Below are 13,461 nucleotides of genomic sequence, written 5' to 3' on the forward strand. Positions count from 1 at the left end.
GTGTCAGCTTCCACAATCCCTGAGTCCCTGCCCGCAGCACCGGCCTACGGAACCCGTTCGGTTGGCGACGTCCTGACCAGCGCCGCCGCAGTGCTGGGAGTGCCCGGCTACGAGAACCTGCTAAAGCTTCCGGCAGCCCGCCGCGTGTGTGTGGTGATGGTGGACGGGCTGGGTTTGTCCCTGTTGAAAAAGCGCGGTGGACATGCGCCCTTCCTGAAGGGCTTCCTGCCGAAGGCACGGACCCTGAGCGCATCCTTCCCCACCACCACCGTGGCTTCCCTCGCCTCCCTCGGTACCGGACTGCCTCCGGGCCGGCACGGGCTGGTGGGTTATGACGTCCTCGATCCCGGGCAGGACAAAGTGGTCAACATGCTCGGCTCCTGGGATGCCGGGGTGGACCCGCTGCAGTGGCAGCCGTATCCCACTGTTTTGGAAAAGGCCGCCGAGCATGTTTCCGTGGCCACGGTGAGCCTGCCGCGTTTCGCCGATTCCGCGCTGACGCGTGCCGCCCTGCGCGGGGGTACGTTCATTCCGGCCACGGGCGTCCATGCCCGGGTGTCCGCCGCGGTCGACGCCCTTGCCGGCGCCGACCGGATGCTGATGTACCTGTACTGGAACGAACTGGACAAGGCCGGGCACCGTTACGGTGCTGCGTCTTCCGAATGGGGCAACCAGCTCGAGGAACTGGACAGCGCCCTGAAGCGCCTGGTGGCCCGCGTCCCGGCCGGCACCCTGGTGGTGCTGACCGCAGACCACGGCATGGTGGACGTCCCGGTCTCCCAGCGCTTCGACTTCAGCGCGCAGCCGGAACTGGTGGACGGCGTCCGCCATACGGCCGGTGAGCCGCGCATGGTGCACCTTTACCTGGAGCCGGATGCCGCTGAGGGAACCCTGGACCGGCTCAAGACCGCATGGCAGGACGCGTACGGTACCCGGGCCTGGATCTTCACGCGTGACGAGGCGGTGCGAGCCGGCTATTTCGGTCCCGAGGTGGACGAGTCCGTGCTGCCGCGCATTGGGGACCTGATGGTTGCCGCGCGCGAGCCGATCGCCCTCTACGACACCCGCCGGGTGGCCGCCTCGGCGCTGGAGGTGAACGGCCAGCACGGGTCCCTGACCCGCGCAGAATGCGAAGTGCCGCTGCTGATCCTGGCTGCCCCTGAACCATCCACCCGCAAGCAGTCCCGGCCGCAGAAGGCACTTGGGTAGAAAGTAGTTATGGCAGAGCTGGTCTTTTTCTCGGGCACCATGGACTGCGGCAAGTCGACGCTTGCCCTGCAGATGGACTACAACCACAGTGCCCGGGGGCGCGGCGGAATACTGTTCAGCCGCAACGACCGGGCGGGGGAATCCATGATTTCCAGCAGGCTGGGCCTGCAGACCCCGGCCGTTGAGGTGCGCGACAGCACCGATTTCTGGGCGGAGGTCCTGCAGTGCCGGGATTCCGGGCACAACGTGGACTACCTCATTTGCGATGAGGCACAGTTCTACAGCGCCGAGCAGGTGGAGCAGCTGGCCTACATCGTGGACGAAATGGACATTGACGTGTTCGCATTCGGTATCACCTCCGATTTCCGGACCCGGTTGTTCCCCGGCTCCCAGCGCCTGGTGGAACTGGCGGACCGGATGGAGGTCCTGCAGGTCCGGGCACTGTGCTGGTGCGGGCGCCGCGCCACCCATAACGCCCGTACTGCGGACGGTGTGATGGTTACTGAGGGGGACCAGGTGGTGGTGGGCGACGTCGAGTCCCGCACCGCCGCCGCGCCCGCTGCTGGCGCGCCGCTGGATGAACCGCTGTTTGAGGACGAACCGCTGTTTGACGATATGCCGCTGTTTGACGCCGAGGAGCTGCTCGGCTCCCCGCAGGGCGCCGCGGCTTCGGCTGCCGGCGGGGGAGAGCATGCGGCCCCCGCAGCCGAACCCGCTGTGGGCTATGAGACCCTGTGCCGGCGCCACTATATGCGCCGCGTAACGGCGCAGCAGGCGGCGGCAACGGAAAGCGGAGACACACCGGCGGACGTGTGCTCAGTGGAGCTGAAAACCGGACGGCACCGGCTGGCCTGAGGCGCAAGCGGGGGAAGTTAAGCGGGAGCACCGCCGGGATGGGATCCCGGCGGTGCAAAGAAGATACTGAACGGGCTAGTCGCCCTTGGTGCCGAACACGATCTCGTCCCAGGAAGGGACGGAGGAACGCTTGGGTTTGATGGCACGGCGTTCCGTGCCCTCGCCCTTGGCATCATCCTTACCGGCTTCCGGTTCCCGCTGGCCCCGCCCGCCGTTGGGCAGCCGGTCCCAGGGGAAGTCGCGGCCGGCGTTTTTGCGGGCCGCCGGCTCGGCGGCCGGGGCAGCTGCAGTTTCCTCCGGCGCGTCCTGCTCGGAATCCTCCGCCCCGCTTTCAGCGGCAGCAGCCTCCGGGGAAGCTGGCTCGGCTTCTTCGCGGACGTCCTCGTCCCGCCCGTTGCGGCGGCGGAAGGGGCGGGCCAGCACACTGATTTCGCGTGTTTGGCTGACACCGCCGGGAAGCGTAACGGGGTCAACCGTGTCGTCGGTGTCCGCCGGGTCCATGGCAGGCGCAAGGCTCAGCCGCCCGGTCCGGGGCCGGCGGCCGGCGTCTTCCTCGTCCTCCGGGCGTCCGTCCCGCGGATGCGCGGCAGGAACACTGCCTTTGGCCAGCAGCGCCGCCAGGGCGTCGTCGCCGTCTTCGTCGCTGCCTAGCCGCTGTCCGCGCCGGGTACGCAGCACTTCGAGGATGCTGTCAGTGTCATCGGAGGGTTCCTCCGGACTGCGCTCGGCTTCAAAATCGAAGACTCGGTCTGCGACGGCGGCCAGCCGGCGGGTGGGTACGGGAGTATCCAGGGGTTCCAGTTCGCTCAGGACCTGGGCCCAGCGGTTGGTGTTGGTGACGCTCTTGCGCAGGGGACTGAAGATCCAGCGGGCCGGAGGCTCTTCCCCGACGGCGACGCGCGATTTTTCGGTCAGCTCAAAGCGGGCCACCACGTCCCAGGTTCCGTCCGGACGGCGCCAGGCGTCCCATTCCACGGAGTCGGGATCAACACCGAACGAACGCAGCCGGTGGCGGACCATGTCCCCGAGGTTGACCGGATTCTCGCCGAAGGCGCTGCGGTAGCCATCGTGCGTGGCGGACATGGGGGCGGCGACCTCAACAGCCTGTGCCTGCAGGGCCACGTATTCACGTTCTGCGAGGACCGGGCCTTCGTAGCGGCGGATGTGGGCCAGGTCGTGGCCGGAAAGTGCCGCCACTTCTTCGGCGCTGGCGCCGGACCGGATCCTGGACTGGATGTCCCGCGGGGTCATGCTGGGCCCGGATCCCGAGGAGGGATCGGGCTGCGGTGCGGAACGGTGCGTGGGACGAGAGGCGGCCACGCGGAGGGCTTCGTCGATTCGGAGACGGAAGGTTTCCCCGCCCTTGCCGCTTAACAGCAGATGTTCGCCACCTTCATGGACACCCACCAGCCGTAGATCCTGCATCAAAAAGTCCTCCACCCGATAGCAATTCCTTCTGGAAACAATGCCATCCCCGGCGGCGAAAACCTAAGCTTTGCGCGGGTGTGGCGCATTTCCGGCCGCCCGGCAGCGGTGCCGGGCAGGAGCGGCCGGGAGATCCGGCGGGGGCCGGTTCGCTTTTTGCTTCCCGTTAGGTAAAAATCTCTGCTTTACGGGCACAAAACAGGTATCCGTGGCGTTGATATCTCCGAGTCGCTGACACGGGTCCGGACAGCCGGTCCTGCGCGGGCTCATGCAACGGCGAAACACCACTCAACCGGACGGTGAGATAAGACATTATGGCGACGGATTATGACGCCCCGCGCAAGACCGAAGAGGACACCGGCGAGGAGTCGATCGAAGAGCTGAAAACCCGGCGGACCGACCCGCAGTCGGCCGTCGTGGACGAGGATGAGACGGAAGCAGCCGAAGGCTTCGAGCTTCCCGGCGCCGATCTGTCCAGTGAGGAACTGCTGGTCCGGGTGATGCCTGCGCAGGCTGACGAGTTCACCTGCGCTTCCTGCTTCCTTGTCCGGCACCGGTCACAGATTGCCTTGGAGAAAAACGGAATGTTCTACTGCGTGGACTGCGAAGGATAGAACCGGTTCAGCGGTCCCCGGTGAGTGCAGCAACAAGCTTTTCGGGATGGCGGGTGGAGGTCAGCCAGTACGGGGTCCGGTCTGCCGGGTCGGTGATTTCCATCCGAACCACGGGCGAGATCCAGCCGCGGATGCACATATAGGCGGTGGCGTTCAGGGCCGGCCCGCGCTGCAGGGTGGCGTCTTCGCCGCGGAAAGCCTCCACCTTGCCGATGTAGCGGCGCTCAATCTGCGCCCGCCCCACCTGGAGGGTCTCGGGGGTTACCCGGATCAGCGGGGTGGACACAATGAGCAGCACCGCCATGATGATTGCAGCGACGACGGCGGCGGTGATTCCGGCGAAAAGGCTGATGGGGACAAACACCAGGATGCAGGCCGCGGCAAGGCCGGCGGCAATAAGCCAGATCCAAATCGAGGGGAACAGCCGTTCGGAGTAGAGCACGGCGTTGGGGGTCTTGGCAGCGGGGGATGACATACCCCCAGCTTTTCACCTTTCGCGGGGCATTTCATCCTGCGCCGTGCCGGTGGCTCCGGCCCGGGGTTCGTACAGGAAAACGCGCTAAAGTGAGTGCGTTGGCCCGGGCGGCCCGCTCCATGCAGTGCAGCAGCCCCCGCTGCCGTGGAAAGCAAGACAGAAGACATCCCAAAAGACATCCCAGAACACCTGCCAGTAGACATGGCAGAAAACACGTACGCCGAAGTGAAACCGGAGAAGCTGGTGCAAGGAGCAGGGACACCCCTGGAAGTACAGATCAAGATGCTCGACGACGGGCTGGAACCGCCGTCGTACGCGCATCCGGGCGACGCCGGCGCGGACCTTCGTTCGAGGATCGACTTCACGCTGGCCCCGGGGGAGCGGCTGCTCGTGCCCACCGGCGTCGCGCTGGCGTTGCCGTTCGGCTACGCAGCCTTTGTGCATCCGCGGTCCGGCCTGGCCACCAAGCACGGGCTCAGTATCGTGAACGCACCGGGAACGGTGGACGCCGGCTACCGCGGCGAGATTTCCGTGACCCTGATTAACCTGGACCCGGCCCGTCCGGTTAGCCTGAGCCGCGGCGACAGGATTGCCCAGCTGGTGATCCAGCGCGTGGAAACCGCCCGCTTTGTTCCCGTGGACGAGCTGCCGGACTCCGTCCGCGGCACCGGCGGGTTCGGCTCCACGGGCGGGTTCACGGCCGTACCGGCCTGATCCGGGCGGCCGCACAGCCGCCGAACCGTATCCCGTGCAGCGCGGGCGTTCCGGCAGGGTGTTTTGCGCGGACGGCTGCTGCTACGGCTTTCCGCCGGTGAACCTGCGGACGGGCGCTTTCAAAGACTTCATTTCCCAAGAGACTTGCAGATAAGAGAGAAGGAACCTGGTTATGGCATTTGGCCGTAGGAAAACCAAGGCAGAAGAACCAGCCGGGACAGCCGCTGACAACGGCACGGCCGACGAAGGGACCGGGGATGCCGGAACCGGCGACGCCGGGCAGCCGGGCGGCACGGGGCCCTACGACCTGAGCGAACGCCCCTCCGAGGAGGGGTACATCGACTTGGGTGCGCTCCGGATTGCTGCCTCCCAGGGCCTGCAGCTGCGCCTCGAGGTTGAGGAAAAGACTCAGCGCGTTGTTGCCGTGACGCTGGACCTCGAGGGCTCCAGCCTGCAGCTCCAGGCCTTTGCCGCACCCCGTTCCGAGACTCTGTGGGATGACATCCGCAGCCAGATCGGCAAGTCCGTGGGTTCGCAGGGCGGAACGGTCGATGAACTGTCCGGCACTTTCGGCACTGAACTTCTGGCCAAGGTACCGGCGCAGGCCCAGGACGGATCCAAGGGGTACCGGGTGGCACGCTTTGTGGGTGTCGACGGACCCCGCTGGTTCCTCCGCGGCGTGTTCGGCGGTCCGGCCGCCATGAACCCGGAAGCGGCCGGTCCGCTGGAGGAGGTCTTCCGGAACGTCGTCGTGGTGCGCGGCGAACAGCCGCTGCCGCCGCGTGACCTGCTGCAGCTGCGCCTGCCGCGCGATGCGTCTCCGCTGCCCCGTCCGGACGCAGGAACCGGAAAGCCCGCTGCGCCCGAGCGCGGCCCCGAAATCACGACGATCGGCTGAGCGTGGGAACTGCTTACGGTTCCACCCGCTGCATCAGCATCACCTCGCTGCCGGAACGCGGGCGCGCCTACTGCCGCGGTTACGTTTCCGCCATCACCGTGGTTCCCGCCACGGAATCTCCGCGGTTTACCGCCGTGCTGGAGGACTTAGCGGCCGAATACCGCGCCGCCGATGCGGGACCGCGCCCAAAGGTCAGCCTGGTCTGGCTGGGGCAGCGCAGGGTGCCGGGGATCGAGGCTGGAACCTACCTCGCTTTTGAGGGCATGGTTTCGGTCATCGACGGCCGGCCCACGATCTTTAATCCGCGATACGAAATCATTGGACGCCCGGAGGCCGACGCATGAGCACACCCGATCCGGACAGCCAGCCGGGCCGTGCCGACAACCAGCAGGGCCGTGCCGACAACCAGCCGGACCTGAACCAGTTGGCTGGCCAGTACGCCGCCCGTGCCGGCGTTGAGCGCCGCAGTGACGGGCAGATTGACGTGCTGAGGTCGGTTGGCGGGGTGCGCGGCCTGGCCGAAGCTATTGTGCCCGGACTCCTTTTTACCCTGCTCTACACGGTGAGCGCGCCGCTGAACGCGGCTCTCGGTGCCGCCGTGGCTGCCGCGGCGGTGTTCTCGGTGGCAAACCTGATCCAGCGCCGCCCGCTGGTGCAGTCACTCACGGGTGTGGCAGGGGTGGCCATCTGCGCCTTCGTGGCGTTGCGCAGCGGCGAGGGGGCCACGTACTTCGTGCCCGGGTTCTACCTCAACGGCGCCTATATCCTGGCGTTCCTGGTATCCATCGCGGTGAAGTGGCCGGTGGCAGGGCTGCTGTTTGGTTTCATCCGCGGGGAAAACCTCGAGTGGCGGTCCGTCCCCGTGCGGATGAAGGCCTATACCTGGGCCAGCTGGATCATTGTGTCCGTCTTCGCGCTCCGGCTGGCCGTCCAGCTGCCGCTCTACCTTGCCGACAACGTGGCCGCACTGGGCACCATGCGCCTGGCCATGGGCGTACCCCTCTACGCGCTTGGGCTGTGGCTGGCGTGGGTGGTTTCCCGTCCTGCGGCCATTGTGCCCGCCGACTCCGCGGCGTCCGCGCCGGAGACCCCGTCGGGTTCTTCCTCCGACCCGGAGTCCTGAGCCGCGTCCGCTGCACCGGCTGCTGACGCGACGGTCAGGGCCGCGGGGGAGAGGATGGCCCGCAGTTCGTCCTCCGCGGCAATGGTCGTAATGAAGAAAAGTTCGTCGCCCGGTTCCACGACGTCGTCGCTGCTGGGCGTGATGGGTGCGTCGTCGCGCAGGATGGCCACCACGGTGGAATCCAGCGGCCAGTCGATGGAGCCCAGGGTGCGCCCGGTCAGGTGCGACCCGGTGGGGACAGTGAACTCCACCATGGAGGAGACCCCGGTCTGCAGGGTCAGGAGCCGAACCAAGTCACCGATCTCCACTGCCTCTTCCACCAGGGCGGTCATCAGCCGGGGTGTGTTCACTGCAACGTCCACTCCCCAGGAATCATCGAACATCCAGTCATTCTTGGGGTTGTTGACGCGGCCCACTGTCCGGGCCACCCCGAATTCGCTCTTGGCCAGCAGGGAAACCACCAGGTTCACCTTGTCGTCGCCGGTGGCCGAAACCACGACGTCGGCTTCCTCCAGGCGGGCGTCCTTCAGTGTGGTGAGCTCGCAGGCATCACCGATCAGCCACTGCGCCCCGCGCAGCCCGGTGCGCTCGGCACACTCGGGCTTCTCATCAATCAGCAGTACTTCATGGCCGTGGGCGAGCAGCTCCTTGGCAATGGATGAGCCCACGCTGCCGGCGCCGGCAATCACAACTTTCACAGGGACTCCTTGATCGGTTCCTTGGACAGGACCTTGCTGATTTCGGCCGTCCGGTCCACGGACATCATGGCGTGCAGGACATCGCCCTGCTGGTAACTGCTGTCGGGGCGGGGGAGGATCCCTTCACCGAACCGGGTCACGTAGGCAATCCGCACACCGGCGGCAGCTTCGATGCTGCCCAGCGAACGGCCCAGCCAGCCCTCGTGCAGGGACAGCTCGCCCAGGATCAACCGGCCCGAGGACTCCCGGAAATCGCCGTTAATGCTCTGTTCGGGCAGGATCCGGCGCAGCACCTGGTCCGCGCTCCAGCGCACGGCGGCAACCGTGGGAATACCGAGCCGCTGGTAGATCTCCGCACGTCCCGGATCGTAGATCCGCGCCACTACGTGGCCCACGTGGAAGGTTTCCCGCGCCACGCGGGTGGCCAGGATGTTCGAGTTGTCGCCGCTGGATACTGCGGCAAAGGCGTAGGCCTCCTCGATGCCGGCGGCCTTCAGCGTTTCACGGTCGAAGCCGACGCCGGTCACCTTGCGGCCGGAGAAGCTTTGGCGCAGGCGGCGGAAGGCGCGCTCATCCTGGTCGATGATCGCGACCGAGTGGCCGGCCTCATCCAGGGTATGGGCCAGGCTGACGCCCACGCGCCCGCACCCCATAATCACGTAATGGGCCAACTTGCCCTACCTCGGTTTCAGTCTGGTTCCGGTGTGGTCCGGATTTGTTCGGTTTGGTCCGGTTTGGTCTGTGGTTCCGGCGTGCGTTCGCAGTGACCCGCCCGCACACGCGCGGAAATTGATTCAACGCAAGCTTAGTCCCGTCTCAGCGTCAAATAGCACAGCGCTCCGCTCTCGTGGTGAGATGGGGTTTTAGCCCCTGCAAGGAAGTAAACCTCCCCCCATGACCATTGAACTCACCATCGGTGCTCCGGCCCACGGCGGCCACTTTGTTGCCCGGCACGAAGGGCGCGTCGTTTTTGTCCGGCACGGACTGCCGGGGGAACGGGTTCGGGTGCGTCTCACGGAGTCCGGTCCGGACGCCAAGTTCTGGCGGGCCGACGTCGTTGAGGTGCTGGAGCCCGCCGCCGGCCGCAGGGAACATTTCTGGAAGGAAGCGGACGCGCTGCGTGCTGCGTCACGCGGCAAGCTGCCCGTAGGCGGCGCCGAGTTCGGCCACATCGAGCTTGGGGTCCAGCGGCAGCTGAAGGCGGACATTTTCGCCGAGCAGCTGCGCCGGCTCGGCGGCACCGACCTGGTTCCCGAGGTTGAACCGGCCCTGGAAGAAAGCACCGACGGACTGGGCTGGCGTACCCGTGTCAGTTTCTCGGTGGCGCCCAGCGGCCGGCTGGCCATGCACGCCCACCGCTCGGATGAGCTGATCCCGGTGGAGACCATGCCGCTGGCCACCGCGGACATCAATGCCCTGCAGCTGTGGGAGACGGATTTCACGGGCATGGACCGCGTGGAAGTCGCCGCTCCTGCTGCCGGCGGACAGCCGCTGGTCCTGCTGATCCCCGCACCGGGAACCCATCCGCGGACGCCGGCACGCATTGCCCAGAACCTGCCCGACGGCGTGTCCGTGGCCGCGTGGAACCCGGAAAGCCATGAGCTGACGCGCTTGAAGGGCCGCACCTGGGTGCAGGAAACGGTCCTGGGGCACGACTACCGGGTGACCGGTGCCGGTTTCTGGCAGATCCACCGCTCCGCGCCGGAAACCCTGGCCACCGCCGTATTGGACGGCCTGCAGATCCAGTCCGGCGAATCAGTCGCGGACCTGTACGCCGGTGCCGGGCTGTTCACGGCGCCCCTGGCTGCCGCTGCCGGGGAAGCCGGCAGCGTGCTCTCCATTGAGGGTTCCCCGGGCACCAGCCGGGACGCCCGCAAGAACCTCTTCGCCGCACCACAGGTGCAGATCCGCCAGGGCCGCGTGGACAAGGAGCTGCGCGATGCCGGGAACCTCGACGTCGTCCTCCTGGATCCGCCCCGTGTGGGGGCCGGAAAAACCGTTGTCAGCCAGATCGACGCCGCCGCGCCACGGGTGGTCGGCTACGTCTCCTGCGACCCGGCGTCGTTCTCCCGCGATTTGGGGTATTTCCGCAGCGCGGGCTGGGAACTGGACCGGCTGCGCGTTTTCGACCTCTACCCGCACACCCACCACATGGAGTCCTTCGCCGTGCTGCGAAAGGCCTGAGCGGCCTTCGCGCCGGGTCCGCAGGGCCCGGCGCGAAGCCCGTCACGGGGAGTCGTGGCGTATATCTCCTGCGGGCGTCCCTGTAAAGGCTAGGATGGGAGGCAGTTGTCCAGTCCTGCGCCGTAAAGGAAGTTTTCCGCATTGTGGGGGAAACATTTCCGCGGCAGGGGGCCTGTTGGCAGGGAAATGAACCACCGGTTTCCCTTGCCGGCCCTTTTATCCAACGGTTAGGGAAACCTAACTGGCGGGCAGTAGTGAGCTGGACAAAGATAACAAGGTGGCGAGAGGAGTCCTGTTATGACTAATGTGGACAGCTTCGGTTCCAAAGGCGTACTAGACGTCAACGGTTCCGAATATGAAATTTTCCGGCTGAATTCCGTCGAAGGCGCCCAGAGCCTTCCGTTCAGCCTCAAGGTCCTGCTGGAGAACCTGCTGCGCACCGAAGACGGTGCCAACATCACTGCGGACCACGTACGTGCCCTGGCGCAGTGGGACGCGGAAGCAGAGCCCAGCACCGAAATCCAGTTCACCCCCGCCCGGGTGATCATGCAGGACTTCACCGGCGTCCCCTGCATTGTGGACCTTGCGACCATGCGCGAGGCCGTAGCCGATCTCGGCGGCGACCCCAAGCGCGTGAACCCGCTGGCACCCGCGGAAATGGTCATTGACCACTCCGTGCAGATTGACGCCTTCGGCAACTCCGGCGCCCTCGAGCGCAACATGGAAATCGAGTACCAGCGCAACGGCGAGCGGTACCAGTTCCTGCGGTGGGGCCAGACTGCGTTTGATGACTTCAAGGTTGTTCCCCCGGGAATGGGCATTGTCCACCAGGTCAATATCGAATACCTGGCCCGCACGGTCATGACCCGCGAAGTTGACGGCGTCCTGCGCGCCTACCCGGACACCTGCGTCGGCACCGACTCCCACACCACCATGGTCAACGGCCTGGGCGTGCTGGGCTGGGGCGTCGGCGGCATCGAGGCCGAGGCAGCCATGCTCGGCCAGCCCGTCTCCATGCTCATCCCGCGCGTTGTCGGCTTCAAGCTGACCGGGGAAATCCCGGCCGGCGCCACCGCCACCGACGTAGTGCTGACCATCACCGAAATGCTGCGCAAGCACGGTGTTGTCGGCAAGTTCGTGGAGTTCTACGGCGAGGGCGTTGGAGCCGTTCCGCTGGCCAACCGCGCCACCATCGGCAACATGAGCCCCGAGTTCGGTTCCACCGCGGCGATCTTCCCGATTGACGACGTGACCCTGGACTACCTGCGCCTGACCGGCCGCTCCGAGGAGAACGTAGCCCTCGTAGAGGCCTACGCCAAGGAGCAGGGCCTGTGGCACGACCCGTCCAACGAGGTCAAGTACTCCGAGTACCTCGAGCTGGACCTGTCCACCGTGGTGTCCTCGATCGCCGGACCGAAGCGTCCGCAGGACCGCGTGGAGCTGACCAACGCCAAGACGCAGTTCCGCAACGACCTGAAGAACTACGTCCACGAGACGGTGGAAGCTGAAAACGGCACCGTTGACGAGGCCCTGGAAGAGACCTTCCCGGCCTCCGACGCGCCGTCGTTCAACGCGAACGCCACCCAGATCGAAGACCACGAACATGACCTGGTGGAGAAGGCCGACGCTCCGGCCGAACGCTCCACGAACGCGGTTCAGGTCTCCATGGCCGACGGCCGCAGCTTCGAGCTGGACCACGGTGCTGTGTCGATCGCCTCGATCACGTCCTGCACCAACACGTCCAACCCGTCGGTGATGATGGCAGCAGCAGTGCTCGCCCGCAACGCCGTCGAAAAGGGCCTTGCCGCCCAGCCGTGGGTGAAGACCTCGATCGCACCGGGTTCCAAGGTAGTTACCGACTACTACGAAAAGTCCGGCCTGATCCCGTACCTGGAGAAGCTCGGCTTCTTCGTTGTCGGTTACGGCTGCGCCACCTGCATCGGCAACTCCGGCCCGCTGGAAGATGAAATCTCCACGGCCATCCAGGAAGCCGACCTCGCCGTCACAGCAGTGCTCTCCGGCAACCGGAACTTCGAAGGCCGCATCAACCCGGACGTGAAGATGAACTACCTGGCCTCGCCGCCGCTGGTAGTCGCCTACGCCCTGGCCGGCACCATGGACTTCGACTTCGAGAATGACCCGCTGGGCCAGGACGAAGCCGGCAACGACATCTTCCTGAAGGACATCTGGCCGAACCCGGTCGAGGTCCAGGAGATCATCGACGCCTCCATTAACAAGGAGATGTTCACCAACAGCTACGACACCATCTTCGAAGGCGACGACCGTTGGAAGTCCCTGCCCACCCCCGAAGGTGCAACCTTCGAGTGGGATTCTGAGTCCACGTACGTCCGGAAGCCCCCGTACTTCGAGGGCATGAAGGCACAGCCGGAGCCCGTCTCCGACATCGAGGGCGCACGCGTCCTGCTGAAGCTGGGCGACTCGGTCACCACCGACCACATCTCCCCGGCCGGTTCCTTCAAGTCCGACACTCCGGCGGGCAAGTACCTGCTGGAGCACGGTGTAGCCCGCAAGGACTTCAACTCCTACGGCTCGCGCCGAGGCAACCACGAAGTCATGATCCGCGGCACCTTCGCCAACATCCGCATCAAGAACCAGCTGCTCGACGGCGTTGAAGGCGGTTTCACCCGCGATTTCAGCCAGGCCGACGCTCCGCAGGCTGCCGTTTACGATGCCGCGATGAACTACCAGGCTGCCGGCACCCCGCTGGTTGTCCTGGCCGGCAAGGAATACGGCTCCGGCTCCTCCCGTGACTGGGCCGCCAAGGGCACCGCACTGCTGGGCGTCAAGGCCGTAGTTGCCGAGAGCTACGAGCGGATCCACCGCTCCAACCTCATCGGCATGGGCGTCCTTCCGCTGCAGTACCCGGCCGGCGTGAATGCCGAGTCGCTGGGCCTGACCGGTACGGAGACCTTCTCGGTTGAGGGTGTCACCGAACTGAACAACGGGACCACGCCCAAGACCGTAAAGGTCACGGCCACCCCCGAAAACGGCGACGCCATCACCTTCGATGCGGTCCTGCGCATCGATACCCCGGGTGAAGCCGACTACTACCGCAACGGCGGCATCCTGCAGTACGTCCTGCGGCAGATCTCCGCTAAGTAGCAGTACACGCACCAGCATCAGGGCCCCGATTCCCCGATCCGCCCGCAGGGGCGGAGGAGGGAACCGGGGCCCTGTTGCATTGGTACGGAACCATGCAGCACGTGCTGCGCGTTAGAGTTAACCATTGCGACGGTGGATGCAGT

Annotated in this window: 12 protein-coding genes and 1 pseudogene; 9 read left to right on the top strand and 4 right to left on the bottom strand. The window is 66.0% G+C overall.

Annotated features, from left to right (window positions below):
• Positions 1-1,209, top strand: a complete 1,209-nt coding sequence (locus QNN98_RS07280) for an alkaline phosphatase family protein (RefSeq protein ID WP_229959479.1) — start codon at positions 1-3, stop codon at positions 1,207-1,209.
• A gap of 9 nt (positions 1,210-1,218) precedes the next feature.
• Positions 1,219-2,064, top strand: a complete 846-nt coding sequence (locus tag QNN98_RS07285; protein ID WP_227910932.1) for a thymidine kinase — start codon at positions 1,219-1,221, stop codon at positions 2,062-2,064.
• Between the two features lie 75 nt (positions 2,065-2,139).
• Here the strand turns inward: QNN98_RS07285 and sepH are convergent, their stop codons facing one another.
• Positions 2,140-3,489 carry a septation protein SepH gene (gene sepH, locus QNN98_RS07290; protein WP_227910933.1) on the bottom strand — a complete coding sequence of 450 codons (1,350 nt, stop codon included), beginning with the start codon at positions 3,487-3,489 and terminating at the stop codon, positions 2,140-2,142.
• A 314-nt stretch (positions 3,490-3,803) separates the two neighbouring features.
• Between sepH and QNN98_RS07295 the strand changes: the two genes are divergently transcribed.
• Entirely contained in the window at positions 3,804-4,103 is a 300-nt protein-coding gene (locus QNN98_RS07295; protein ID WP_227910934.1) for a DUF4193 domain-containing protein, read from the top strand.
• 7 nt (positions 4,104-4,110) lie between these two features.
• On the opposite strand, the gene QNN98_RS07300 is transcribed toward QNN98_RS07295, so the two are convergent.
• Positions 4,111-4,578, bottom strand: coding sequence for a DUF3093 domain-containing protein (locus QNN98_RS07300; protein ID WP_227910935.1), 468 nt, complete (start codon positions 4,576-4,578; stop codon positions 4,111-4,113).
• A gap of 201 nt (positions 4,579-4,779) precedes the next feature.
• On the opposite strand from QNN98_RS07300, the gene dut reads away from it, so the two are divergent.
• The 4 genes and pseudogenes from dut to QNN98_RS07320 all read left to right on the top strand — a co-directional run.
• Entirely contained in the window at positions 4,780-5,292 is a 513-nt protein-coding gene (gene dut, locus QNN98_RS07305) for a dUTP diphosphatase (RefSeq protein ID WP_227910936.1), read from the top strand.
• A 172-nt stretch (positions 5,293-5,464) separates the two neighbouring features.
• Positions 5,465-6,190 carry a DUF3710 domain-containing protein gene (locus QNN98_RS07310; protein WP_227910937.1) on the top strand — a complete coding sequence of 242 codons (726 nt, stop codon included), beginning with the start codon at positions 5,465-5,467 and terminating at the stop codon, positions 6,188-6,190.
• A gap of 2 nt (positions 6,191-6,192) precedes the next feature.
• Positions 6,193-6,534: a single stranded DNA-binding domain-containing protein gene (locus QNN98_RS07315; RefSeq protein ID WP_227910938.1), complete on the top strand. Its 342-nt coding sequence runs from the start codon at positions 6,193-6,195 to the stop codon at positions 6,532-6,534.
• A pseudogene (locus QNN98_RS07320) lies at positions 6,531-7,178 on the top strand (DUF3159 domain-containing protein); the annotation flags it as partial. The gene QNN98_RS07315 and the pseudogene QNN98_RS07320, both read left to right, overlap by 4 nt.
• A 14-nt stretch (positions 7,179-7,192) precedes the next feature.
• On the opposite strand, the gene QNN98_RS07325 reads toward QNN98_RS07320, so the two are convergent.
• Together QNN98_RS07325 and QNN98_RS07330 are read right to left on the bottom strand one after the other, a co-directional pair.
• Positions 7,193-8,011 carry a potassium channel family protein gene (locus QNN98_RS07325; protein ID WP_283996655.1) on the bottom strand — a complete coding sequence of 273 codons (819 nt, stop codon included), beginning with the start codon at positions 8,009-8,011 and terminating at the stop codon, positions 7,193-7,195.
• Positions 8,008-8,682: a potassium channel family protein gene (locus QNN98_RS07330; RefSeq protein WP_227910940.1), complete on the bottom strand. Its 675-nt coding sequence runs from the start codon at positions 8,680-8,682 to the stop codon at positions 8,008-8,010. Before QNN98_RS07330 ends, QNN98_RS07325 begins: the two co-directional genes overlap by 4 nt.
• A gap of 223 nt (positions 8,683-8,905) precedes the next feature.
• Between QNN98_RS07330 and QNN98_RS07335 the strand changes: the two genes are divergently transcribed.
• Complete coding sequence (locus tag QNN98_RS07335) at positions 8,906-10,195, top strand: class I SAM-dependent RNA methyltransferase (protein WP_283996657.1); 1,290 nt, start codon at positions 8,906-8,908, stop codon at positions 10,193-10,195.
• A gap of 297 nt (positions 10,196-10,492) precedes the next feature.
• On the top strand, positions 10,493-13,318 hold the full coding sequence (locus QNN98_RS07340) for an aconitate hydratase (protein ID WP_283996658.1): 2,826 nt from the start codon (positions 10,493-10,495) through the stop codon (positions 13,316-13,318).
• The last annotated feature ends 143 nt before the right edge of the window (positions 13,319-13,461 follow it).

Source organism: Arthrobacter sp. zg-Y1143 (assembly GCF_030125565.1).
GTDB lineage: Bacteria > Actinomycetota > Actinomycetes > Actinomycetales > Micrococcaceae > Arthrobacter_B.